This window comes from Cupriavidus sp. U2 (genome assembly GCF_009663685.2).
Classification (GTDB): domain Bacteria; phylum Pseudomonadota; class Gammaproteobacteria; order Burkholderiales; family Burkholderiaceae; genus Cupriavidus; species Cupriavidus necator_C.
This window is the reverse complement of the sequence record NZ_RCOG02000011.1, coordinates 147395-171765: the sequence shown is the minus strand read 5'-3', so window position 1 is coordinate 171765 and position 24371 is coordinate 147395. Positions and strand designations below refer to the sequence as shown.

Sequence of the window (24371 nt, the reverse complement as noted above, 5' to 3'; positions counted from 1 at the left end):
GAGATCAAGCCATCATAAGAAATCTGTAAAAGTGTTCCACAACAGACCTTACGGAACGCTTTGCGTGCTCTATACTCGAATGCACGTCCGCGCACTTTTTTTTCACTGGTGACTGGAGACCGACATGAACAGTACAGCCGTGCCAAGAGGCGCTAGCGAACCGTTCCGGCAACTGCGGGCGTTGCGTCGAGCGCGCAAGCTCAAGCAGGAGGACGTCGCCCGTAAGGCCGGGATTTCCCGTGAGGCATATCTTCGTGCCGAATCGGGTCAGGCCGATCCGCGTATGTCCACGTTCCTGGCGGCCTGCGAGGCGCTGGGGCTTGAAGTGGTGCTGGCGCCGCAGCATCTTGCCGCCGATGTCAACGCGTTCATCGCCAGCCGCAATGGCGGCGTGACCGCTGCTTCGATGGCTGGCCAGCCTGCCACGGCGGCAGCACCGGCGACATCGACGCCGTCGTCCGGTGGCTTCGGTTCGGGCCCCACATCGGGGGAGGGCCACAAGCCCGTCTGACCCCACAGATTCGTGACAGGACAGGTGACACCCCGTCCTGTCACGAATTCCAAATTCCGTTTGCGCGCCACGTTCTTTCGCCCCGGCGCAGTCCCGTCCTGCGGTCGTCATGTCCAATGGTGGGCCGATCCGCTGCCTCTCGCAGCGCGCCGTCGCGCGCCGCTGTCTTCGACTTTCCCGTTCGCGTTCCTCCATTCCTGTGCCGAGTCGGCCTCTCTGCGCTGGTCCGGCGTGCCACGCCGGATGTCTTCGATCGTCCGCCGCTGACCTATCGTATTTGTGGTTTGACATCGCTCGCGCGCATGATTACGATTTGGTAAATCAATTTTACTATTCGTAATTTGATGGATATGGCGCCGACGCCATACCGATGACAAACGCCGGCGTTCAAGCCGGCGGAGTGTGAGAGGAAGACTCCATGACGCAAACACAACTGCACGTGGCCGAGACGCAAATCGCCGGGTACATGTCCGGCTTCGCCAATGAATTCGCCACAGAGGCGCTGCCAGGCGCCTTGCCGGTGGGCCGCAATTCGCCCCAACGCGCCCCGTACGGCCTGTATGCCGAGCAGATTTCGGGCACGGCCTTCACCGCGCCGCGCGCCCACAACCGACGCGCCTGGCTGTACCGGATTCGTCCGGCGGCCATGCACAAGCCGTTCGCGCTGATCGAACAGGATCGCTGGCTGAGCCGCTTCGACGAGGTGCCGCCGTCGCCGAACCAGATGCGCTGGAGCCCGCCGGCAATGCCGTCGGTGCCGACGGACTTTGTCGACGGCATTGTCACGATGGCCGGCAATGGCGGCCCCGAGGCCCAGACTGGCTGCGGCATCCATCTGTATCTGGCCAACCAGTCGATGGAGGACCGCTACTTCTACAACGCCGACGGCGAGATGCTGATCGTGCCGCAGCAGGGCCGCCTGCTGATCGCCACCGAGATGGGGCGCCTGGCCGTCGAGCCGCAGGAGATCGTGGTGATTCCGCGCGGCGTGCGCTTCCGCGTGGCGCTGCCCGATGGCGAGGCGCGGGGCTATATCTGCGAGAACTACGGTGCGCTGTTCAAGCTGCCCGACCTGGGGGTGATCGGCTCCAACGGCCTGGCCAACCCGCGCGATTTCCTGACGCCGGTGGCCAGCTATGAAGACCGCGAGGGCACGTTCGAACTGGTGGCCCGCTTCCAGGGCAACCTGTGGCGTGCCGAGATCGACCACTCGCCGCTGGACGTGGTGGCGTGGCACGGCAACTACGCGCCGTACAAATACGATTTGCGGCACTTCAACACGATTGGTTCGATCAGCTTCGATCATCCCGACCCGTCGATCTTCCTGGTGCTGCAATCGCCGTCGGACACGCCGGGCGTGGACACCATCGACTTCGTGATCTTCGGTCCGCGCTGGCTGGCCGCGCAGGATACGTTCCGCCCGCCCTGGTTCCATCGCAATATCGCCAGCGAGTTCATGGGCCTGATCGCAGGCGTCTACGATGCCAAGGCCGAGGGCTTTGCCCCTGGCGGCGCCAGTCTGCACAACTGCATGAGCGGCCATGGCCCCGATGCCGAAACGTTCGAACGGGCGTCGGTGTCGGACACCAGCACGCCGCACCACATCACCGACACGATGGCGTTCATGTTCGAAACGCCGGGCGTGATTCGTCCCACCCGCCATGCCGCCGAATCGGCGCTGCTGCAGCATGACTACTACACGTGCTGGCAGGGCCTGAAGAAGCATTTCAATCCGAACGTGCGCTGATTTCCGGAGTTCCAGAACAATGACTGCCCCCAAGACCAGCTGGGTTGCCTCGGCCAACGACGGCCAGACCCATTTTCCGCTGCAGAACCTGCCGTATGGCATCTTTTCGATTGGCGACGGCGCACCGCGCGTGGGCGTGGCCATCGGTGACCAGGTGCTGGACCTGTCCGTGCTCGACGATGCCGGCCTGCTGCCCGCCGCCGCGAAGGGCGCCTTTGCCGCGCCGAACCTGAACCGCTTCATCGCACTGGGCAAACCGGTGTGGACCGATACGCGGGCGGCGCTGACGGCCTTGCTGTCCGCCGACAACCAGACGCTTGCCGGCAACGGCGCGCTGCGCGACAAGGCCCTGGTGCCGATGTCGGCGGCGAAGCTGCATCTGCCGGTGGACATTCCGGGCTACACGGATTTCTATTCGTCGCGCGAGCACGCCACCAACGTCGGCCGCATGTTTCGCGATCCGGCCAATGCCTTGCTGCCGAACTGGCTCGAAATCCCGATCGGCTACAACGGCCGGGCCAGTTCCGTGGTGGTGAGCGGCACGCCGCTGCATCGGCCCAATGGCCAGATCAAGCTGCCCGACCAGGCGCGCCCGGTGTTCAGCCCGTGCCGCAAGCTCGACTACGAGCTGGAAATGGCGTTTATCGTCGGCAAGCCGTCGAACCTGGGCGAGCCGGTCAGCACGGCCGATGCGCCCGCGCACATGTTCGGCATGGTGATCCTGAACGACTGGAGCGCGCGCGACATCCAGCAATGGGAATACGTGCCGCTTGGGCCGTTCAACAGCAAGGGGTTCGGCACGTCGATCTCGCCGTGGGTCGTCACGATGGATGCGCTCGACCCGTTCCGCAGCGAGAACCCGGTCCAATCGCCCGAGCCGCTGGCATACCTGCAGCAGACGGCGCGCAACGCCTACGATATCGCTCTCGAAGTCGCACTGCTGCCGCAGGGTGCGGCCACGGCGACCACGGTCTGCCGCACCAACTTCAAGGCGATGTACTGGACCATGGCGCAACAGTTGGCGCACCACACGGTGTCGGGCTGCAACGTGCGCGTAGGGGACCTGATGGGTTCGGGCACGATCAGCGGCACTACCCCCGATTCGTTCGGCAGCCTGCTGGAAACCACGCGCAACGGCGCGGAGCGCGTGACGCTGGCCGATGGCGTGACGCGCGGCTTCCTGGAAGACGGCGATACGGTGACCATGACCGGCTGGTGCCAGGGCGACGGCTATCGCGTCGGTTTTGGTGAAGTCACGGGCACCATCCTGCCGGCGCGCTGAAATCCGCCCGACGGGGTAACGGAGTCCAACAGGGCGGGGGTGGCCGGCAGGTTGCTCCCGCCCTGTAACATTTGTCCGAGACCGTTACAGTTTGCGCCATAGCGGGCGCCTTTGTGCGAGAATTCGCCCCTGATAAAAATGCAGGGTCGAAGTTCGCAGTGCTGCCACGATGCCCATCTTTGGAGGGGTACTTCGCGGCCTGGAACTATCCGACACCTATCAAGGCAGTTGCACGGCTACCGGCCTGTCCCGCCTGGCGCGAGAACGGTCGCAAGGCCGGCCGCCCAGCCTCCCAAAAGGTGACGGCGAGAGCACTGCAATTAACACAAAGACGCCGAAATCTGCGGATTTCGACGCTAATTTCAGGGAAAAAAGGAAATGTCCCCGGGGTCGTGCGGGCGGCGCGCGCGTTGCGAACGCCATGGCCAATGCCTCGCTGCAGGCTCCGGGCTCACCATCCACCCAATGCGCACGGCATGGCAATGGAATTCGGAATTCGCGCATGGGCGGCCTCGGCGCCGGCATTGCAGACGGCAGATGCCTGGCGGGCATGGAGCCGGGCCCCGTGGTTGCCCGAAGGCGGCGACCTCCCCGCGCTTGCGGCCATGGCCCCCATGTTGCGCCGGCGCGTCAATGCGCTCGGCAAGGCGGCGCTGCATCCAGCGTACGGTGTGACGGCTGGCGACGTAGCACCCGGTTCCGCTTTCCATGGTCCCGCCGTGTTCGCATCACGCCACGGCGACACCCCGCGTGCGTTCGACATGCTCAGCGAACTGGCGGCGGCGCAGCCGCTTTCGCCCACGGCTTTCGGCCTGTCCGTCCACAATGCCATTGGCGCGATGTTCACGATCGACCGCGGCGATGCCTCGAACCTGCAGGCCGTGGCTGCCGGGCGGGATACCGTCGAGACGGCAGTGGTGGAGGCCTGTGCGTTGCTCGGCGATGGTGCGGACGAAGTGCTGCTGGTGTGCTATGACGCGCCGCTGCCCGAAGCGTATGCCGAATTCGCCGACGAACCGGGCTGCCTCTTCGGCTGGGCCTGGCGCATCGGGCGCCCGCGTGCCGGGGAACCGGTCCTGGCGCTGGAGATCGTGGCCCCACGTACCGGAACCGATCCGGCCACCGCGCATCCGCTATTGCCGCATGCGCTCGACGTGCTGCGCTTCATGCTGGCCGGCGATACCGAACTGGTACATCGTGGCGAGCGCGCGATCTGGAGATGGCGTCGCCATGGTTGAGCGGCTCGATCGCGCGTGGCGTGTGTGCGCCACCGGTTTCTGCTTTTCGAGCTTCGGCATCGGCGGGCTGCTGCTGCGCGTGCTGGTGTTTCCGCTTTTGATGCTGCTGCCCTGGACGGATGCCAGGCGTCAGCGTGTTTGCCGCGCCCTCATTCATCATGCGTTCCGGCTCTTCGTCTGGATCATGCACGTCGTGGGCGTGATCCGCTACGAGGTCCGCCACGCCGAGCGCCTCCAACGCGGCGGCCTGCTGATCGTGGCCAACCACCCGTCGCTGATCGACGTGGTGTTCCTGATGGCGCTGACCCGCCGGGCCGACTGCGTGGTCAAGTCCGCATTGACGCGCAACCCGTTCACGCGGGGCCCGGTGCTGGCCACCGGCTGGGTGCGCAACGACGGCGGCGCCGCCATGGTGGACGACTGTATCGATTCGCTGCGGGCCGGCAACAACCTCATCATCTTTCCCGAAGGCACCCGCACGCGCCCGGGCCAGCCTCTGCAATTGCAGCGCGGCGCGGCCAATGTGGCGGTGCGTGGTGGTTTCGCGCTGACCCCCGTGGTCATTCATTGCGTGCCGCCCACGCTGACCAAGGGCGAGAAGTGGTATCACGTGCCGGTGCGCCGCCCGCGCTTCGTCATCGATGTACGTCCGGACGTGCCGGTGTCCGAATGGGTGCCCGAGGGCACCGAGGACGCCTTGGCCGTACGGCATCTGACGCAGGCACTTTGCAACTTTTTCTCCAGGGAGATCCGCCGTGACGGCGCTTGAGCAAGAAATCAAGGAACTGATCATCTCGTCGCTGTCCCTCGAGGACGTGGCCGCGGATGATATCGACACCACCGCACCGTTGTTCGTCGACGGCCTGGGCCTCGACTCGATCGACGCGCTGGAATTGGGACTGGCGCTGCAGAAGCGCTATGGCATCACCATGAACGGCGACAAGGAAGAGATCCGCTCGCGCTTCGCCAGTGTCTCGGCGCTGGCCGCGTACGTGGCGTCGCAGGGCAACCGGGCTCCGGCCTGACCCGCGCCGTTAGAGATATGGCAAGAGATTGCATCACACGGAACCCGACATGACTCACGACGAAATCTTTGCGCGCGTGGCCGCGGTGCTCGAGGAAACCTTCGAGATCGATCCGGCCCGCATCACGCCCGAGGCGCGGCTGCACGACGATCTGGACATCGACAGCATCGACGCCGTGGACCTGCTGGTGAAGCTCAAGCCGATGCTGAACAAGCCGCTCAAGCCCGAGCAGTTCAAGTCCGTGCGCACCGTGCAGGACGTGGTACAGGCGCTGGCATTGCTGATCGATTCCCCGGCCACCGCCTGATCCGCCCATGGCCTGGCGAAAGTGGGGGCTGGGGCTTCTCACGCTGTCCTATCCGGTGGTCATCTACCTGGGGCTGCAGCATTTCTCGCCGCGCGTGATGGCGCTGGCGCTGGTGGCGCTCGCGGTGCTGCGTGCCGGCACGAGCCGGCGTGCCGGATGGCGTGCCATGGCGCTGCTGGCGGCCGGGCTGGCACTTGTCGTCATGGTGTCCGGGCATGCGTTGCCGCTGAAGCTCTATCCGGTGCTGGTCAACGTGGCGATGCTTGGTGTGTTCGGCTGGACGCTCAGGCATCCGCCGTCACTGGTGGAGCGTCTGGCCCGTCTGCGTGAGCCCGAACTGCCCCCGAGCGGCGTGGCCTATACGCGCCGCGTTACGCAGGCCTGGTGCCTGTTCTTTGTGTGCAACGGCACGATCGCGGCGATCACGGCCTTCGCGGCCAGCGACCGCATCTGGGCACTCTACAACGGCGCCATTGCCTACGGCCTGATCGGTGCGATGTTTGCCGGGGAATGGCTGTTGCGCCAGCGCGTCATGGCGCGCAGCGCGGAGAATCGTCATGGGTGAAGCATTGCCGGCATGGACCGGCGTGGGCGGGGTCATGGCGGCGCTGGCGGCGAAGGCGTCGCGGAGCAGCCCGCCGTTGGTGGCGTGCGGCGACGGCACGTGTGTGGACGCGCGGCATTTCGTGGCGCGCGCCGCCATGTGGCGCCGCACCCTGGCCAATGCCCCGGGCCGGCGCTGGGCAATCTACTTCGAGCACGACACGGCGGAATTCGCGGCGGCATTGTTCGGCGCCTGGCATGCGGGCAAGCACGTGGTGCTGCCGGGAGACGCCCGGCCCGAAACCCTGGCGGCCCTGCGTGGGCAGACCGACGGCTGGGCCGGGCAGCTGCCCGGCGCCATCCTGCCGGATGCCGGCACTGCGCCTGCCGACGAGGAGGGCGGGGTGGATGGCGCTGGGTGGCCGGTGCTGGCCACGTACGACACGTTCGTGACGTTGTTCACGTCCGGTTCCACCGGCGTGCCCAGCGCCATTCACAAGCGGCTGGCGCAACTCGACGCCGAGGTCCACACGCTGCAGCAAGCCTTCGCCGGCCGCTTCGGCGCTGATGTGCGCGTCCTCTGCACGGTATCGCACCAACACATTTACGGGTTGTTGTTTACGGTGCTGTGGCCGCTGGCCGCGGCCCGTCCGATGCCTGCGGGCCGTCTGCAATTTCACGAGGAACTGGTTGCGGCCTGTCGGGCCGATGCCAGCGCGGCCATCCTGGTCAGCAGCCCGGCGCACCTCAAGCGCATGCCGGCTGGGCTCGACTGGCCGGTCGTGCGCGCTGCGCTGCGCGCTGTGTTCTCGTCGGGCGGGCCCTTGCCGCCAGAAGCCGCTGTGGGCGCACTGCGCCATATGGGGCAGTCGCCGGTGGAGGTCTTCGGCAGTTCCGAGACCGGGGGCATCGCCTGGCGCCAGCGCGCCGTACATGCCGACCGCTGGACTGCGCTGCCGGGCATCGCCTGGCAGTTGCAGGACGGTTATCTGGCCGTGCGCTCGCCCCACCTTGCCGACGATGGCTGGCATGTCTGCGCCGACCGCGCGCTTGCCGCGGGGGACGACAGCTTCGTTCTGGCTGGCCGGGCCGACCGTATCGTCAAGATCGAGGAGAAGCGCATCTCGCTCACGCAGATCGAGCAATGCCTGGCTGCATCGCCGTGGGTGCGCGAGGCGCGCGTGGTGCCGATCGAACTCGACGTCGGCATGCGCGTGGCTGCCGCCGTGGTGCTGAACGACGGAGGCGCAGCGCGGCTGGCCGCGGCAGGGCGAGGCGCCATGGGCGCGGCGTTGCGCCGCCATCTGGCCGAGGCCGTCGACCCCGTTGCGCTGCCGCGCCGCTGGGCGTTCCCGCCGGCACTGCCCTGCAATGCGCAAGGCAAGACCACCGAGGTGATGCTGCGTGACCTGTTCCGCCGCACATTGCCGGCGGTCCGCTGGCTGACGGCGGACGAGGCGTCAGCTACGGCTGAACTCGACGTGGCGGAGGATCTGGCGGTGTTTGACGGACATTTTCCGGGCGCTCCCATCGTGCCCGGCGTCGCACAGGTGGACTGGGTGATGGCGCTGGCGCCGCTGAAGCTGGCCGTGCCGTCCCGCCAGCGTTTTGCGCGGCTCGATACGCTCAAGTTCCAGTCCGTGATCCAGCCCAATAGCGTGGTGCAGCTTGCGCTGACCTGGCAGCCCGAGGCCCATGCGCTTGGCTTCCGTTTCAGCTCCGCAGCCGGCCCGCACGCCAGCGGCAAGATCGTTTTTCACCCCGAGGCCAGATGACCGCCGAATTCCGCCCCGTCGTGCTGGTGCCCGTCTACGACCATGAAGGTGCGATAGGCGCCATGGTGGATGCCATCCTGAAGCATCCGCTGCCGTGCCTGCTGGTTGACGATGGCAGCAGTCCGCCTTGCGAGCAGGTCTTGCGCGCACTGGCCGCGGCCCACTCCGAGCGTGTCCGTCTGGTGCGATTGCCGCAGAACCAGGGCAAGGGCGGGGCGATCATGGCCGGATTCTCGGTGGCGGCCGAGCTTGGCTATACGCATGCGCTGCAGATCGATGCCGACGGCCAGCACGATGCCGACTGCATTCCGCAGTTCGTGGCGCTGGCCAGGGCCAACCCGGAGGCGATGGTCTGCGGGCATCCGGTGTACGACGAGTCTGTGCCACGGCACCGGCTGTATGCGCGCTACCTGACCCACATCTGGGTCTGGATCAACACCCTGTCGTTCGACATCCGCGATTCGATGTGCGGGCTGCGGGTCTATCCGCTGGCGCCGGTCATCGATCTGATGCGCGACGTGCGGCTGGGCCGGCGGATGGAGTTCGACACCGAGGTGCTGGTGCACCTGGTGTGGCGGGGCGTGCGGATGTTGAACGTGCCCACGCGCGTGACCTATCCGTCCGACGGCGTTTCGCACTTCCAGGCGTGGCGCGACAACGTCCTGATCTCGCGCATGCATACGCGCCTGTTCTTCGGGATGGTATGGCGCATGCCGCGCCTTCTGTGGCGCAAGGTGGCGGCATGATGCCCCCGGCCCCGAACTCCGGCGCCGCGCTGCAGGCGGGCCGCTCCAGGCACTGGAGCACCATCGGCGAAGTCACATGCATGTGGGGCGTCTGGTGCCTGTACTTCCTGTACCGGATCTTCGGCCGGACGCTGTTCCGCCTTGCTGCCTATCCTGTGGTGACCTACTACTGGGCCACGCATCCGCTGGCCCGGCGTTCGTCGCTCGATTTCCTGACGCGCGTGCAGCAGACGGCCGGCACCGTCGGAACCGTACCCGGCTGGCGTCACACGCTGCGGCACCTGTTCTCTTTCGCGGATACGCTGCTCGACAAGCTGCTGGCTATCGGCGGCCGCTATCGCTTTGGCAACGTCACCCGGGAAGGCAACGAGGTGCTGGTCGAACAGATCGCACGCGGACAGGGCGGCATCATCATGACTGCCCATATGGGCTGCCTGGAGCTGTGCCGGGTGCTGGCCAACCAGCGCGACGGCATGCGCCTGACCGTGCTGGTGCATACCCGCCACGCCGAACGCTTCAACCGCATCCTGTCGCGCATCGATCCGAAATCTGGCGTTCAGTTGTATCAGGTGGACGATATCTCGCCGGCCACGGCGCTCGATCTGACCGCCAAGGTGCAGGCCGGGGAATTTGTGGCCATTGCCGGCGACCGCGCGCCGGCGCACGGTGGCCGGGCCGTGCGTGTGCCGTTCATGGGGGCCCCCGCGCGCTTTCCGGTCGGCCCCTACGTGCTGGCGGCGCTGATGCGCTGTCCGTTGTACGCGATGGGGTGCGTGCGGCACGGAGACGGCCACCTGTTGCGCTTCACCGAACTGTCGCACGCCGTGGTGCTGCCCCGGGCCAACCGCGACGCAGCACTGACCGCGCTGGCCACGTCCTATGCGGCGTGGCTTCAGGCGCTGGTGGCACAGTCGCCGTACGACTGGTTCAATTTCTACGATTTCTGGGCCGACGATCCCGTGCAGACGGGGCGTCAAGGTATGCCGCGGGCCTGAGGCCCGTGCGTTCCGGCCAACTGGCATCGCCATGTCCAAGGTCATCCATCACTTCATTACGCTGACGCCCGCGTTCCACGACCTCGATCCGATGAACGTGGTCTGGCACGGCAACTACATCCGCTATTTCGAGCTGGCGCGTTGCGCGCTGCTGCGCGAGATCGACTACGACTATCCGCAGATGCGCGATTCGGGGTATGCCTGGCCCGTGGTGGACCTGCGCGTCAAGTACATCCGTCCGCTGGTCTATGGCCAGGCCGTGGAGGTGCACGCGACGATCGTCGAATGGGAGAACCGGCTCAAGATCGAGTACGAGCTTCGCGACGCCGCGTCCGGCCAGCGCCTGACCAAGGGTTACTCGATCCAGGTAGCCGTGGACATGCAGACACAGGAGATGCTCTACGTGTGCCCGCCCGTGCTGTTCCAGAAGCTGGGGGTGGCCTCATGAAGCGCCGGCACGTCTTGCACCTGCTGGGCGGCGGGCTGGCCGCGGGGGTGCTGGCCAGCGCCGTGCCCGCCCATGCCGGGGACCTTCTCGGTGACGTGGCCGCGCGGCTGGCCGATGCGCCGGTCATCCGCGGACAGTTCGAGCAGACGCGCCGGCTGGCCGGTTTCAGCAATCCGCTGGTGTCGCGCGGCGATTTCGTGCTGGCGCGCGGCCGGGGCGTGGTGTGGAGTACGCGCGAGCCGTTTCCGTCAAGCCTGCTGGTCACGCCGGACCGGCTGGTGATGCGCGGCGCCGACGGCAAGGTGCAGCAGCAGATGCAGGCCGATAGCCAGCCGGCCATGCGGGTGGTGGGCGAATCGATGATCGCCGTGCTGCGCGGCGACCTGCGCAGCCTGCAGACGCGTTTCGAAGTGACCGGCAAGCTCGTGGGCAAGTCGGGTTGGGCGCTGACGCTGACCCCGGCCGATGCCGGCATGCGGCGCGTGTTTACGCGGATAGAACTGGCCGGTGACCGCTTCGTGCGCAATGTGCGGCTGGAAGAGGGCAGCGGCGACAGTACCGTGGTCCGCATGATCGACCCTTCGGCGGCAACCGGGCTGACCAGCGCCGAGGAGCAGCGTTTTGAGTGACATGGCAGGCGGCGTGGCGATGCGTGGCGGACTGACCCGCACGGGGCGCTGGCTGGCCATCGGCTGGCTGTTGCTGGTGGTGGCGCTGGCCGCGCACCAGTTCCAGTTCTGGCGCGCGTCGCGGCTGGATACTGACGTCATGGCGCTGTTGCCGACCAGCGAGCGCACGGCCACGGCCGACCGCGTGCTGCGGCGGCTGGCTGACGGTGTGGCGCAGGAAGTGGTAGTACTGGTAGGCAGTCCGGACTGGACGCGCACCCGCGCCGCTGCGCAGCGATTCCGTGCGGCCACCGGGCGGCAGGCGGATCTGCTCAGGCCGGTTGACACGATCGCGGCCTTCGATTTCGATGCGGCCCTGGCGTTCTACCGGCCCTGGCGCGACCGGCTGCTGACCGATGCGCAGCGCCGGCAGCTGCAGGGCGCCGATCCCGACGCGCTGGCCCGCCAGGCGCTCACGCGGCTCTACCAGCTTTCCACAGGCCCGCGCCTGACCGACTGGGCAGCCGATCCGCTGGGGCTGTGGCAGGACTGGTGGCTGTCGCGGGCGGCTGTCACGCGCGTGCATGAGCGCGACGGGATGGCAGCGCTGTCGGGAGACGGCCGGGAATGGGCGCTGCTGTCGTACCGGATCACCAAGCCGGCGTTCTCCGTCAGCGGCAATACGGAGTACGGCGACCTGATCAAGGCCGCTGAAGCTGCGGCGCGTCAGGGGGACGACGGCGTGCGTCTGATAGCGGCTGGTATTCCGCTGCACGCAGAAGCTGCCGCCGCGCAGGCCAATCTGGAGATGAATGTCATCGGCTGGGGTTCGCTGGCGGCGGTGCTGCTGCTGGTCTGGCTCGCGTTCCGGTCCTTGCGCCCGATCGTGCTGGTGGGGCTGTCCCTGCTGATCGGCACGGCGGCGGCGATCTCGGCCACGGCCATCGTGTTCGATCGCGTGCATCTGGTTACGCTGGTGTTTGGCGCCAGCCTGGTGGGCGTGGCCGAGGATTTCGGCATCCACTATTTCGTGACCCGCCAGGCCATGCCCGGGGCATCGCCGCCCAAGGTCATGCGGTTCCTGCTGCCTGGCATGGCGCTGGCGTTGTTGACCAGCGTGGTGGCCTACCTGGCGCTGGGCATCGCGCCGTTCCCCGGACTGCGCCAAATGGCGCTGTTTTCCGCAGTGGGGCTGGTGGCGGCCTTCCTTACCGTGGTGGTCTGGTTCCCGCTGCTGGACCGTGGCAACTTGCGGCAGACGCGGCTTTCCACGTGGCTGGCCGATAGCCTGGCGCGCTGGCCGCGCGTGCGCAACGATGCCCGCACGTGGTTGGCGCTGGCCGGGCTGGCCGTTTTCATCGTGCCAGGCGTCTGGCAGGTACGTGTCGTGGACGACGTGCGCCAGTTGCAGAGTTCGCCATCGGCGCTGGTGGAGGCCCAGCGTACGGCGGGCCGGCTGCTCGGCACGCCGAGCCCGGCGCAGTTCGTGCTGGTGCGCGGCGCCACGCCAGACGAAGTGTTGTCCCGCGAGGAAGCCGTCAAGGCCCGGCTGGCCGATACCATCGGCCGTGGCGACTTCGCCGGCTTCGTGTCGATTTCGGACTGGGTGCCCTCTGCGGCGCGCCAGCGTGCCGATGCGGCGCTGGCCAAACGCCAGGAGCTTGCGGTGCGTCAACGTGTAGCGCATGCGCTAGGTGGCACGATTGCGCCGCCGCCGGCATCCGAGGGGGATGAGGTGCTGACGCTGACTGCCTGGCTGGCCCATCCGGTGTCGGGTACGCTGCGCCACCTGTGGCTCGGGCGGGAAGGCAGCGGCTATGCCAGCGTGATGCTGTTGCGCGGGCTGGAACGACCGGCCGCCATGGCGGGCATCGCGCACGAGGTGAATGCGGTGAGCGGGGCCGAGTGGGTGGACCGCATCGCCGATCTGTCGGGCCTGTTGCATCACTATCGCGTACTCATGACCTGGCTGCTGCTGGCGGGCGCCGCTGGTGTGGCGCTGCTGCTGGGCTGGCGCTATGGCGCCGACGGCTGGCGCGCGCTGGTGCCCACGCTGCTGGCGGCGGCGTTCAGCGTGGCGGTGCTGGGCTGGCTGCAGGTGCCGCTGCAGCTGTTCTCGGTGCTGGCACTGGCGCTGCTGCTGGGAGTGGGCGTGGATTACGGCATCTTCCTGCTCGAACATCCCGGCGATGGGGTGTCATGGACGGCCATCGTCCTGGGCGCGGCCAGCACGCTGCTGGCGTTTGGCCTGCTGGCCTTGTCTTCCACGCCGGCGCTGCATGCGTTCGGCATGACCATGCTTTCGGGCGTGGGCGCGGTCTGGGTGCTGTCGCCATGGTTTCGTCCGGCCGCGCCGCCCATCCAACAACATTGAACAGGGTTGATTCACATGAAGAAGGAACAGGTAGAAGTTCTGATCGTCGGCGCCGGCCCCGCGGGTTCGGTGGCGGCCGGCCTGTTGCGCCGGCGCGGCATCGACGTGCTGGTGATCGAAAAGGAGACCTTCCCGCGTTTCTCCATCGGCGAGAGCCTGCTGCCACAGAGCATGGCGTACATCGAGGAGGCCGGCATGCTGCAGGCCGTGGTGGAAGCCGGCTTCCAGTACAAGAACGGCGCTGCCTTCTCGCATAAGGGGCAGCACACGGCGTTCGACTTCCGCGACAAGTTCTCGCCGGGCTGGGGCACCACGTACCAGGTGCAGCGTGCCGACTTCGACAACGTGCTGATCCGCGAAGCCGCGAAGCAAGGCGCCGAGGTGCGCTTCCGGCACGTGGTGGAAGCGGTGGACGTGAGCGGCGCCCGGCCTCTGGTGACGGTGCGCGATCCGGACGGCGACGTCTACACGGTGGCGCCGAAATTCCTGCTCGATGCCTCCGGCTTCGGGCGCATCCTGCCACGTCTGCTGAAGCTGGAGTCGCCGTCGAACTTCCCCGTGCGCGCGGCCATCTTCACGCACGTGGAAGACCGCGTGCCCGTGGGCGCATTCGACCGCAACAAGATTCTGATCAGCGTACATCCCGAACACGTGGACGTGTGGTACTGGACCATCCCGTTCTCGAACGGCCGGTGCTCGCAGGGCGTGGTGGCGGAAAAGTCGTTCCTCGACCGCTATGCGGGCGACGACATGGCGAAGCTCAGGACGCTGGTCGGGGAAGAGCCGGGCCTGGCCGCACTGCTCAAGGACGCCAACTGGGATACGCCGGCACGCCAGATCGTCGGCTATTCGGCCAACGTCAGTTCGCTGTGGGGCAACGGCTACGCGCTGCTGGGCAACGCCGGCGAGTTCCTTGATCCGGTGTTCTCGTCGGGGGTGACGATCGCTTTCAAGTCGGCCAGCCTGGCCGCAGCCTGCGTGGCGCGGCAGATTGCAGGCGAAACGGTGGACTGGGACGCCGATTACGCCAGGCCGCTGAAGGCCGGCGTGGACTGCTTCCGCACATACGTCGAGGCATGGTACGAAGGCAGCTTCCAGAAGGTGATCTTCCATCCCAAGGGCACGCCCGAGATCCGCCGGATGATTTCGTCGATCCTGGCCGGATATGCGTGGGACACCCACAACCCTTATGTGGCCGAGTCGCGGCGGCGGCTTGGCGTGCTGGAGCAGCTTTGTTCGGCTTGAGCCGTAGCGCCGCCGCTGCGGCATGCGCTGGCGTGCTGGCCCTGGCCGGTTGCGCGACGCAGCCGCCACGAGACGGCATGGCCGCTGGCGCAGCGGCCGGCATGCACGCCGAGGGCGCGGTGCCGCTGCTGCGCATGCCCCCTGGGTCACTGGGCCGCACCCTGAACCTGCAGCAGCAGATCACGGTGCAATACCCGTCGCCGCAGGGCGAGCAGACGCGCGACATGCTGGCGCTGCTGGAAGCCGATGCCGCACATACCCGGCTGGCCGCCGTGGCGGGCGGCCAGGTGCTGGCGCGCCTGGACTGGGACGGTCATGAGCTGCGCGTGAGCAAGGCACCGTGGGCGCCACCGGAGCTGCTGCCCGAGCGTATCCTCAGTGATCTGCAGTTGTCGCTCTGGCCCGTGGCGGCCATCCAGGCGGCACTGCCGGCGGGCTGGCGCGTCGAAGTGGCGCCCGGCGTTCGCCAGTTGCGGGCGGGCGACGAAGTCGTGGTGGAAATCCGCTATCCCGACGCCCGGACCACGCTGTTCGTGCAGCGGCGCGACGGCTATCGGCTGACGATCCGTACGCTGCAGGATCTCGGCGGGCGGCAGGACACAGGGCAGGGGAGGGCGCAATGACGGTCTACATGAATGCGATGAACGTGATCTGCGCGCTCGGCAGCGGCGCCGATGCCGTCCGCGCGGCGCTGTTCCGGACCGATGGTCCCAGTGGCGGCGAGCTGACGGATCGCTATACGCCGGGCATGCCATTGCACCTAGGCACCGTGCGCGAGCCAGTGGCCGCCACCGATCTGCCTGCCGGCATCGCGCCGGAGCTGTTCAGCCGCAACAATGCGCTGCTGGACCGTACGCTGGCGGCGATCCGTCCGGAAGTGGAGGCCGCCCTCGCACGCGTAGGACCGCAGCGCGTGGCGATTGTGCTCGGCACCAGTACGTCGGGCATCAGCGGCGGGGAGGTCGCCGTGAGCGAACGTGCCCGCACGGGCGCGTGGCCAGCCGGATTCCATTACGGGCAGCAGGAGCTTGGCTCGCCCGCGCAATACCTGGCACTGGCGCTGGGCGTGGCTGGGCCGTCGTACACGATTTCCACCGCTTGCTCATCGAGCGCCAAGTCCCTGGTAGCCGCGGCGCGCCTGCTGGAACAGGGCATTGCCGACGTAGTCATCGCGGGCGGGGTGGATACGCTGTGCGCGTTCACGATCGCGGGATTCCGCTCGCTGGAAAGCGTCAGCGTCGAACGCTGCAATCCGCTGTCCGCGAACCGCCAGGGCATCAATCTGGGCGAAGGTGCGGCGCTGTTCCTGATGTCGCGCGAGGCCGGCCCGGTGCGGCTGGCCGGCTGGGGTGAGACGTCGGACGCGCACCACATGTCGGCGCCGGACCCGGCTGGCGCGGGGGCGCGTGCCGCGATGCAACAGGCGCTGGCGCGCGCCGGCCTGGGTCCGGCGGACATCGACTACCTGAACCTGCACGGCACCGCCACGGAACAGAACGACGCGATGGAGTCGCGTGCGGTGTCGGATCTGCTGGGCCCTGGTGTGCCGGTCAGCTCCACCAAACCGCAGACCGGCCATACGCTGGCCGCAGCCGGCGCGGTGGAGGCAGCCCTGATGTACCTGACGCTGGAGGGCAATCCGCACGGCAGGCTGCCCGCGCACTGGTGGGACGGCGTGGCCGACGCCGCCTTGCCGGCATTGCACGTGGTGGGGCCCGACGAATCGCTGGGCCGGCCGGTGCGCCATGTGATGAGCAATTCGTTCGCGTTCGGCGGCAGCAACAGCGTGCTGGTGATGGGACGGGGCTAAAGATGAACACAACCGAACCGATATCGAATCAACTGGAACTGCCTCCGATGGCCGAGGTGGTGCCTCACGCGGGCGCGATGCGCCTGATCGACGAACTGGTGCATGTGGATACCGACGGCTGCGTGGCGCGCGCCACGGTACGTGCCACGCAGTTGTTCGTGGACGACGACGGCATGCCGGCCTGGGTGGGCATCGAATACATGGCCCAGACCATTGCCGCATGGGCTGGCGCGCAGGACCGCATGGCCGGGCGGCCGCCCGGCATCGGCTTCCTGCTGGGCTCCCGGCGCTACGCCTGCGACGTGCCCGCATTCCCCGTGGGCAGCGTGCTGACGGTTGCCGCGCGCATGGAACTGGCCGGCGACAATGGCCTGGGAATGTTCGCCTGCACGCTGTCGCTCGATGGCCGCGAGGTGGCGCGCGCCAATGTTTCGGTATTCCGGCCTGCCGATGCGCAGGCGTTTCTCCAGGGGCAGCAAGCATGACCAACAAGACCGTGCTCGTCACGGGTTCCTCGCGCGGCATTGGCCGCGCCATCGCGTTGCGGCTTGCGCACGATGGCTACGACGTGGTGGTGCATTGCCGCGCGCGGCGCGACGAAGCCGAGGCCGTGGCCGACGCCGTGCGCGCTTTCGGCCGCAATGCGCGCGTGCTGGCCTTCGACATCGCCCACCGGGAAGCCACGGCGAGCACGCTTCTGGCCGACATCGAGGAACACGGCTGCTACTACGGGGTGGTCTGCAACGCGGGCCTGGCGCGCGATGCGGCGTTTCCCGCCATGACGGGCGACGAATGGGACGAGGTCGTGCATACCAACCTGGATGCGTTCTACAACGTGCTGAACCCGCTGGTCATGCCGATGGTGCAGCGCCGCCGGGCTGGCCGCATCGTCACGCTGTCGTCGGTGTCGGGGCTGGTGGGCAACCGGGGGCAGACCAACTACAGCGCCGCCAAGGCCGGCATCATAGGCGCCACCAAGGCGCTGGCCATCGAACTGGCCAAGCGGCAGATCACGGTCAACTGCGTGGCGCCGGGACTGATCGATACAGAAATGATTGACGAACACGTGCGCGAAGAGGCACTGAAGATGATCCCGGCGCGGCGCATGGGAACGCCGGACGAAGTGGCTGCCACGGTGGCCTTCCTGCTGTCGCCAGATGCCGGTTACATTACACGCCAGGTGATTTCGGTGAACGGGGGGATGTTTGGATGAAGCGGGTCGTAGTTACCGGCGCGGGCGCCGTGAGCGCCCTGGGCAACCACTGGCCGACGGTGCGCGAGCGCCTGGCCAGCGGGCGCAACGCCGTGGTGCGAATGTCCGAGTGGGACGATATCCGGGGGCTTAACACCCGGCTGGGCGCGCCGGTACCGGCGTTCGCGCTGCCGTCGCACTACACGCGCAAGCTGACGAGGTCGATGGGCCGGGTGTCGCTGATGGCGGTGCTGGCCAGCGAGGCCGCGCTGGCGGACGCCGGCCTGGCAGGCGATCCGCTGGTCACCAGCGGACGCATGGGCATTGCGTACGGGTCCTCCACGGGCACGCCGTCGGCCGTGCAGGATTTCGGCCGCATGATGACCGAGCGGTCGACCGAGGACATCAGCGCGACCACGTACATCCGCATGATGCCGCACACCGCGGCGGTCAATATCGGCGTGTTCTTCGGCATCACGGGGCGCATCCTGACCACGTCCAGCGCCTGTACGTCTGGCAGCCAGGGCATTGGCTATGCGTACGAGACCATCCGTATGGGCAAGCAGGTGGCCATGCTGGCGGGCGGCGGGGAAGAGCTGGACGCCACCGAGGCGGCGGTGTTCGACACGCTGTTCGCCACCAGCACCCGCAACGATGCCCCGCACACCACGCCGCGCCCGTTCGATGCCGACCGCGACGGCCTGGTGCTGGGGGAGGGGGCGGGGACGCTGGTGCTGGAGGAACTCGAACACGCGCAGGCGCGCGGCGCGCGTATCCTGGCCGAGATCGTCGGCTACGGCACCAACAGCGACGGCGCGCACGTGACGCAGCCACAGGCCGACACCATGGCCGTGGCGATGCGCCTGGCGCTGGAGGAAGCCGGTATTGCCCCCGGGGCGGTCGGCTACGTCAACGCGCACGGCACGGCCACCGATCATGGCGATATCGCCGAATCGCATGCCACGCATGCGGTGTTCGGTCCCGACATTCCCATCAGTTCTCTCAAGAGCTTCATGGGTCATACGCTGGGCGCATGCGGCGCGCTGGAGGCGTGGATGACGATCGAGATGATGCGCGACGGCTGGTTCGCGCCCACCGCGAACCTGACCCGGCCGGACCCGCGCTGCGCGCCGCTGGACCACATCATGGGCGAGGGTCGCCGCATCGACACCGACTATGTGATGAGCAACAATTTCGCGTTCGGTGGCATCAATACCGCGCTGATATTCCGCCGCTGGCCCACATGAAGCCGGTGTCCTGCCGTGCCGCCGTGCGGTAATTCGTCTAACCTGTTCCAAAACGAAAAAGAAAGGAAGGTCAATGAAACTCGCCGCCCTCCCGCTGGCTGCCGTTGCCTGTGCCGCCATGCTGCTGTCCGCGCCCGCCGCCGCGCGCGATACCCGGTACATGCTGCCGTTCGCCGACGTGCTGAACATGCCCGAAGCCCAGGAAAAGCTCGACGGCTCGGTGAAGTTCTACCTGTCGGGTGCCAGGACGCCCAAGGTGCTGGAAAGGAAGGACAGCGACGTCTCGAACAAGAAGACCAACGGTGTGGGAAAGAGCGACGAGGAAGCCTGCCGCTGGGCCGCGCTGTCCGCGCTGATCGCCTTCCAGGAGAAGGCCAAGTCGGTGGGCGCCAACGCCGTGGTCGACATGGTGAGCTATTACAGAAAGGATACCAACGCCAGCGCGTCGGAATACGAATGCCACGCCGGTGCCGTGGTGGCGGGCGTGACACTCAAGGGCACGTACGCCAACGTGGCGAACTGATCCATTACCCTGACACGCTGCGCTGTAAGCTGCCGAAGGAACCTGTCCCCATGCCGATTGCCCTGCGTACCGGATCGGTCATGGCCTTTGCCGCCATGGCGCCACCTGTCAGCCGCTGGATGTCCGCCGAGGAACTGGCGCGGCTGGCGGCCATGCGGGCGCAGCAACGCGCCGAGCAGTTTGCGGCGGGCCGCTGGCTGGCGCGGCGGCTGCTGGCCGTGACCTTCGGCGGCGATGCATCGGAATGGGCGTTGTCGGCAGCCGAGGACGCGCCGCCCCTGGCGACCCATGTGGCCGGCGCGGTAGGTACGCCGGTCTTCGTCTCGATTGCCCACTCGGGCGACCACCTTGCCTGTGCGGTCTCCGACATGCCGGTCGGTGTCGATATCGAGGAACTGCAGCCGCGCCGTCACCTGGATACGCTGATCGAGGCCACCACCACGGAGGCCGAACGCGCGGCGCTGCCAGACCTGCTGGCTGCCGGCGACGAGGATGCCCGCATGCTGGCGTTCTTCCAGCTCTGGACGCTCAAGGAGGCGTGGATCAAGTGCCACGGTGGCAACCTGTTCCAGACCATGATGGGGCAGGTGGTGGAGGCCAGGCCATCGCCGCTGGCGCAGGCCAACGGGCTGACCTGGCGCCGCAAGAATGCCGTGCTGGCGCTGGCCGCCGCTTCGGGGCTGGAGGATGACCTCGGCCTGCCGCAGGCCACCGGCTGGCGGCTGCACGCGCAGGAAACCGTCGATTAGGCTGGCTCCGGACGCTCAGGTCTGTTCCAGCGAGGCGCACGCCGCGCGCAGGATCGCAGCGTATTGCTCCAGGTGCGGTTCTATCCGGTACACCGGCCCCGCAATTGAAATCGCATAGCATTCCCCCGACAGCCGCACGGGCCAGGCCAGCGCGCCCACATCAGGCATCGATTCACTGAGATTGACATAGGCGCCGCGCTCGCGCGACTGGCGCAGGTCGGCCTCCAGCGTAGCGGGCGTGGTCAGCGTGCGGGGTGTAAAGCCCTGGAACGCCAGCCGGGACAGCAGCGCCGCGCGTTCGCCATCGTCCATGGCCGCCAGCAGGGCCTTGCCGATGGAGTTGGCGTGCAGGTCCCGCCGTTCGCCAGCCGTGGCGATATAGCGAATCGCGTGCGGGGATTCCAGCACGTCGAGATAGACCACGGCCGTGCCTTCATGCAGCTTGCCGATGACGATGGTTTCGCCGGTGGCATCGCGCAATTCGCTCATCGTGCCGTGTACGCGGTCGAGCACCGGATCGTGCCGGGCAATCTGCTGGGCCATCGCCAGTAGCCGCCCCGTGGGGTAGTAGCCCTGCCGGCGGGCGGTTTCGTAGAGATAGCCGAGCGACGTCAGGGTGCGGATCAGCGCCAGGCAGCTGGATGCCGGCACCGCCAGCAGGCGCGCCAGTTCCGACAGCGACAGCGCCCGCCGTTCACGCGCAAAGGTCTCGATGATCTCGATGACCCGCAGGGCGGTCTTGACGTTCATTGCCGGGGGTTTTGCGGACTCTGGGCGCTCTGGCATGGGGGCTGGGCAGGATCGGACGTGCGCGGATCGTGTTGGGCCCTGGCTGGGCCCTTCGGGGCGGACTGTAGCACGGCACCGGCGCACGAGGCGACCGCAGGCGCACCCCAAGACGCACCTGAGGACGCACCCGAATACGCACCAAATACAACCTTTACGTTGTAAATCGCCTTTACAACCTATCCGTTGTAACTTGAAAATACAACCTTTACGTAGTAAAACGGCTTTACAACCCTTATGTTGTCAGCCTCAATCCCGACGCGTTCGCGCAGCCCCCATGGCCAACCAATATCCCATCCGAATCCTGACCCAGCTGAATCCGGTATTGCAGGGGTTTCGCCGGTCGCGCGGCCTGACCCAGGCCGATGTGGCGGCGCGCCTCGGTGTCAGCCAGCAAAGCTATGCACGGCTGGAGGCCAATCCCGGGCGCGCCAGCATGGCGCGCGTCCTGGCGGTGTTGCAGGCGCTGGAGGTCGATCTGGTACTGGCGCCGCGCGGCACCGCGGTGGCCGCGGATTCCACGGATGCGGCCACCGCCGGGGGTGCCCGGCGCGGCAAGGCTGACAAGGCCACCAAGCCTCGAAAGCCCGGCACCGCCCAGGCAAGGTCGCAGCCGGCCGGCACGGTCGCCCGCCGCCAGGTCAAGCCCGACCAGGGCCCGGGAGAGGACTGGTAATGGGCAGGCGTGCGCTCCGGCGCCGGCTTGGCGTCTGGATGAATGGCTGGCTGACGGGTACGTGGGAACGGGGTACCGACGGTGAGTCGTTTGCCTACGATGCCGACTGGATGGAGAGTCCCCAGGGGCGTCCCCTTTCTCTCTCGCTGCCATTCCGGTCCGATGCCGCCCCGTATCGCGGTAGCGTGGTCACCGACTACTTCGACAACCTGCTGCCCGACAGCGATGCCATCCGCCGCCGCCTGGCGCAGCGCCATCGCACCCAGGGCACCGGGCCGTTCGACCTGCTGGCCACGCTGGGGCGCGACTGCGTCGGCGCGCTGCAACTGCTGCCGGAAGGCGCCGAGCCCGAAGGGCTCCGTACCATCGAGGGCACGCCGCTGGATGCGTCGGGCATCGCGCGGCTGCTGCGCGATGCCACGCGGAGCGCACCGCTCGGCCAGCACGACGACGAAGGCGACTTGCGACTGTCGATTGCCGGCGCGCAGGAAAAGACCGCGCTGCTGCATCACGGCGGGCAATGGCTGCTGCCGCACGGCAGCACCCCCACCACCCACATCCTCAAGCTGCCGCTGGGACTGGTGGGCAACATGCGCGCGGACATGCGCACCTCGGTGGAAAACGAATGGCTGTGCGCCCGGATGGTGAGCCACTTTGGCCTGCCCATCGCCGATTGCGCCATCGAGACATTCGAGGACCAGAAGGTGCTGGTGGTGGAACGCTTCGACCGGCGGCTGGCGCCCGACGGCAGCTGGATCATCCGCCTGCCACAGGAGGACTTTTGCCAGGCGCTGGGCCTGTCGCCGCTGTCGAAGTACCAGGCCGACGGCGGCCCGGGCATCGCGGACATCATGAGCGTGCTGGCGGCGTCCGAAACCCCGGCCCATGATCGTCGTAATTTCTTCAAGACGCAGATCCTCTTCTGGCTGCTGGCAGCGACGGAGGGGCATGCCAAGAACTTCAGCCTGTCGATCGGGCCGGGCGGCCGCTACTGGTCGACGCCGCTGTACGACGTGCTGTCGGCGTTCCCGATCATGGGCGGCGGCGCAAACCAGCTGGCGCCGCAGAAGGCCCGCCTTGCCATGGCCGTGCGCGGCACGCAGAACCACTATCGCATTGCGCAGATCATGCGCCGGCACTGGCTGGAGCAGGGGCGGCTGGTGGGCATGCCTGCCGATGTGGTCGAGGCCATCCTGATGGAACTCAAGGCGGCCGTCGAGCCGGCCATCGACGCCACGGCGGCCGAATTGCCGGCGACGTTTCCGACCGACGTGGCCGAGCGCGTGTTCGAGGGGCTACGGGCGCAGGCGCGGCGCCTCTGAGCATCGGCTGCTTCCGGGGCGGCGATTTGTACCGTTGTGTATCACGACGGCGGGCCGATACGTCGACACACGCAACGGCCGCTTGCGCCACACGGACGCGATACGTCCAACCTTTCCAATAGGCTCCATGGCGATTGCGCATGGTGCGCCGCCAACCATCGGTCCGGCTGGAGCCTCCCATGTCGAAAATCAACATCGCGTTGCAGCTGGCGAGGACAGTGTTCTCGTCATTGCCACCGGGTGCGCTCCAGGGGTTGACGCTGGCGGCCGCAGTCATTGCCACCGCCACGGCCTGCGTGGCGCTGGTGATTGCGCTGCCGGCGCGGCCTGTACCGGACTTCCAGAACTAGTCTTGCCGGAATAATCGGAGAAATCGCAATGTGGAATCGCAAGCTGACGCACAACCGAACCATCGAATCGCTGGCCATGGCCACCATCGGCCTGACCGCTGCCACGGCGGCGCATGCCGCACCGGCCCCAGCCGGGGCCGCTGACAAGCAACCGTCGGTGGTCATCGTGCACGGTGCCTTTGCCGATGGCTCGGACTGGGCCCGCGTCATTCCGCTGCTGCAGGCCAGGGGCGTGAAGGTGCAGGCCGTGCAGAACGGTCTGGAATCGCTGGCTGGCGACGTGGCGGCCACGCGCCGCGCCATCGACAATCAGCCGGGCAAGGTGGTGCTGGTGGGGCATTCGTGGGGCGGCACGGTGATTACCGAGGCGGGCGCCAACGACAAGGTGTCGGCGCTGGTCTACGTCGCCGCCTTCGCGCCGGAAGCGGGCCAGTCGACCGAGGAAGCCGGCAAGGCATTCCCGCCCGCGCCGGGTATCGCCAGGCTGGTGGCCGACAAGGACGGATACCTGTCGCTGCCGCCGCAAGCGGTGGCCAGCGATTTCGCGCAGGACGTGCCCACCGCCCAGGCCCGCGTGATGGCCGCGACCCAGGGCCCGATCCAGGCAAAGGCATTTGGAGAAAAAACGAGTGTCGCGGCGTGGTCCAGCCGGCCGTCGTGGTACATCGTCAGCGCCAACGACCGCATGATCCCGCCCGATCTGGAACGTGCGATGGCCAGGCGCATTGGCGCCAAGGTGACCACGCTTCCGACCAGCCATGTGCCGCAGCAATCCCGGCCTGCCGATGTGGCGAAAGTCATCCTGGATGCCGTGCAGACGGTGAAGGCGCAGAACTGATACGGGGTCTGATCTGGCGCGTGAGCCGCGGCAA

27 protein-coding genes are annotated in these 24371 nt (G+C 67.4%); 26 read left to right on the top strand and 1 reads right to left on the bottom strand.

Annotated elements, in window-relative coordinates; genetic code table 11:
* Nucleotides 1-124 precede the first annotated feature (124 nt).
* The 22 genes from D9X30_RS09755 to D9X30_RS09650 all read left to right on the top strand — a co-directional run bounded on the left by D9X30_RS09755 (nt 125) and on the right by D9X30_RS09650 (nt 20365).
* The gene (locus D9X30_RS09755; RefSeq protein WP_153948518.1) at nt 125-511 is read left to right on the top strand and encodes a helix-turn-helix domain-containing protein; all 387 of its coding nucleotides are present in this window, start codon (nt 125-127) and stop codon (nt 509-511) included.
* A gap of 418 nt (nt 512-929) precedes the next feature.
* Nucleotides 930-2258, top strand: coding sequence for a homogentisate 1,2-dioxygenase (gene hmgA, locus D9X30_RS09750; RefSeq protein ID WP_153948517.1), 1329 nt, complete (start codon nt 930-932; stop codon nt 2256-2258).
* A 19-nt stretch (nt 2259-2277) separates the two neighbouring features.
* The gene (gene fahA / locus D9X30_RS09745) at nt 2278-3540 is read left to right on the top strand and encodes a fumarylacetoacetase (RefSeq protein ID WP_153948516.1); all 1263 of its coding nucleotides are present in this window, start codon (nt 2278-2280) and stop codon (nt 3538-3540) included.
* 428 nt (nt 3541-3968) lie between these two features.
* Nucleotides 3969-4778: a beta-ketoacyl synthase chain length factor gene (locus D9X30_RS09740; protein WP_349632230.1), complete on the top strand. Its 810-nt coding sequence runs from the start codon at nt 3969-3971 to the stop codon at nt 4776-4778.
* Nucleotides 4771-5547 (top strand): lysophospholipid acyltransferase family protein, encoded by a 777-nt coding sequence (locus tag D9X30_RS09735; protein WP_153948514.1) that lies wholly within the window; start codon nt 4771-4773, stop codon nt 5545-5547. The genes D9X30_RS09740 and D9X30_RS09735 overlap by 8 nt, the downstream gene beginning before the upstream one ends.
* Entirely contained in the window at nt 5534-5803 is a 270-nt protein-coding gene (locus tag D9X30_RS09730) for a phosphopantetheine-binding protein (protein ID WP_249640927.1), read from the top strand. The genes D9X30_RS09735 and D9X30_RS09730 overlap by 14 nt, the downstream gene beginning before the upstream one ends.
* Nucleotides 5804-5852: 49 nt before the next feature.
* Nucleotides 5853-6110, top strand: a complete 258-nt coding sequence (locus tag D9X30_RS09725) for an acyl carrier protein (protein WP_153948513.1) — start codon at nt 5853-5855, stop codon at nt 6108-6110.
* 7 nt (nt 6111-6117) lie between these two features.
* Nucleotides 6118-6675 carry a COG4648 family protein gene (locus tag D9X30_RS09720; protein WP_153948512.1) on the top strand — a complete coding sequence of 186 codons (558 nt, stop codon included), beginning with the start codon at nt 6118-6120 and terminating at the stop codon, nt 6673-6675.
* Nucleotides 6668-8428, top strand: coding sequence for an ApeI family dehydratase (locus tag D9X30_RS09715; protein ID WP_228770965.1), 1761 nt, complete (start codon nt 6668-6670; stop codon nt 8426-8428). The genes D9X30_RS09720 and D9X30_RS09715 overlap by 8 nt, the downstream gene beginning before the upstream one ends.
* Entirely contained in the window at nt 8425-9174 is a 750-nt protein-coding gene (locus D9X30_RS09710) for a glycosyltransferase family 2 protein (RefSeq protein WP_153948511.1), read from the top strand. The genes D9X30_RS09715 and D9X30_RS09710 overlap by 4 nt, the downstream gene beginning before the upstream one ends.
* A complete protein-coding gene (locus tag D9X30_RS09705) occupies nt 9171-10169 on the top strand; it encodes a lysophospholipid acyltransferase family protein (RefSeq protein WP_228770964.1) in 999 nt (332 codons plus the stop codon). Before D9X30_RS09710 ends, D9X30_RS09705 begins: the two co-directional genes overlap by 4 nt.
* Before the next feature lie 31 nt (nt 10170-10200).
* Nucleotides 10201-10617 (top strand): acyl-CoA thioesterase, encoded by a 417-nt coding sequence (locus D9X30_RS09700; RefSeq protein ID WP_153948510.1) that lies wholly within the window; start codon nt 10201-10203, stop codon nt 10615-10617.
* Entirely contained in the window at nt 10614-11246 is a 633-nt protein-coding gene (locus D9X30_RS09695) for a LolA family protein (protein ID WP_153948509.1), read from the top strand. The genes D9X30_RS09700 and D9X30_RS09695 overlap by 4 nt, the downstream gene beginning before the upstream one ends.
* A 1-nt stretch (nt 11247) precedes the next feature.
* Nucleotides 11248-13599, top strand: a complete 2352-nt coding sequence (locus tag D9X30_RS09690) for an MMPL family transporter (protein WP_228770972.1) — start codon at nt 11248-11250, stop codon at nt 13597-13599.
* Nucleotides 13600-13614: 15 nt separating this feature from the next.
* Nucleotides 13615-14844, top strand: coding sequence for an NAD(P)/FAD-dependent oxidoreductase (locus D9X30_RS09685; RefSeq protein ID WP_153948508.1), 1230 nt, complete (start codon nt 13615-13617; stop codon nt 14842-14844).
* A 77-nt stretch (nt 14845-14921) separates the two neighbouring features.
* A complete protein-coding gene (locus D9X30_RS09680) occupies nt 14922-15467 on the top strand; it encodes a DUF3261 domain-containing protein (RefSeq protein WP_194946539.1) in 546 nt (181 codons plus the stop codon).
* Nucleotides 15464-16654, top strand: a complete 1191-nt coding sequence (locus D9X30_RS09675) for a beta-ketoacyl-ACP synthase (protein ID WP_153948506.1) — start codon at nt 15464-15466, stop codon at nt 16652-16654. Before D9X30_RS09680 ends, D9X30_RS09675 begins: the two co-directional genes overlap by 4 nt.
* Before the next feature lie 2 nt (nt 16655-16656).
* Complete coding sequence (locus tag D9X30_RS09670; RefSeq protein WP_153948505.1) at nt 16657-17139, top strand: hotdog family protein; 483 nt, start codon at nt 16657-16659, stop codon at nt 17137-17139.
* Nucleotides 17136-17867, top strand: a complete 732-nt coding sequence (fabG, locus tag D9X30_RS09665) for a 3-oxoacyl-ACP reductase FabG (protein ID WP_153948504.1) — start codon at nt 17136-17138, stop codon at nt 17865-17867. Before D9X30_RS09670 ends, fabG begins: the two co-directional genes overlap by 4 nt.
* On the top strand, nt 17864-19093 hold the full coding sequence (locus D9X30_RS09660) for a beta-ketoacyl-ACP synthase (RefSeq protein ID WP_153948503.1): 1230 nt from the start codon (nt 17864-17866) through the stop codon (nt 19091-19093). The genes fabG and D9X30_RS09660 overlap by 4 nt, the downstream gene beginning before the upstream one ends.
* A 73-nt stretch (nt 19094-19166) precedes the next feature.
* The gene (locus tag D9X30_RS09655) at nt 19167-19616 is read left to right on the top strand and encodes an excinuclease ATPase subunit (RefSeq protein WP_153948502.1); all 450 of its coding nucleotides are present in this window, start codon (nt 19167-19169) and stop codon (nt 19614-19616) included.
* 50 nt (nt 19617-19666) lie between these two features.
* A complete protein-coding gene (locus tag D9X30_RS09650) occupies nt 19667-20365 on the top strand; it encodes a 4'-phosphopantetheinyl transferase family protein (RefSeq protein ID WP_153948501.1) in 699 nt (232 codons plus the stop codon).
* Between the two features lie 15 nt (nt 20366-20380).
* Here D9X30_RS09650 and D9X30_RS09645 read toward each other — a convergent pair whose 3' ends face one another.
* Entirely contained in the window at nt 20381-21115 is a 735-nt protein-coding gene (locus D9X30_RS09645; RefSeq protein ID WP_153948500.1) for an IclR family transcriptional regulator, read from the bottom strand.
* Between the two features lie 313 nt (nt 21116-21428).
* Between D9X30_RS09645 and D9X30_RS09640 the strand changes: the two genes are divergently transcribed.
* From D9X30_RS09640 to D9X30_RS09625, 4 genes are all read left to right on the top strand, one after another.
* The gene (locus D9X30_RS09640) at nt 21429-21827 is read left to right on the top strand and encodes a helix-turn-helix domain-containing protein (protein WP_153948499.1); all 399 of its coding nucleotides are present in this window, start codon (nt 21429-21431) and stop codon (nt 21825-21827) included.
* Nucleotides 21827-23149: a type II toxin-antitoxin system HipA family toxin gene (locus D9X30_RS09635; protein WP_194946538.1), complete on the top strand. Its 1323-nt coding sequence runs from the start codon at nt 21827-21829 to the stop codon at nt 23147-23149. The genes D9X30_RS09640 and D9X30_RS09635 overlap by 1 nt, the downstream gene beginning before the upstream one ends.
* A 179-nt stretch (nt 23150-23328) precedes the next feature.
* Nucleotides 23329-23499 (top strand): hypothetical protein, encoded by a 171-nt coding sequence (locus D9X30_RS09630; RefSeq protein ID WP_153948497.1) that lies wholly within the window; start codon nt 23329-23331, stop codon nt 23497-23499.
* A 28-nt stretch (nt 23500-23527) separates the two neighbouring features.
* Nucleotides 23528-24337, top strand: a complete 810-nt coding sequence (locus tag D9X30_RS09625) for an alpha/beta fold hydrolase (protein ID WP_502799623.1) — start codon at nt 23528-23530, stop codon at nt 24335-24337.
* Nucleotides 24338-24371: the final 34 nt, after the last annotated feature.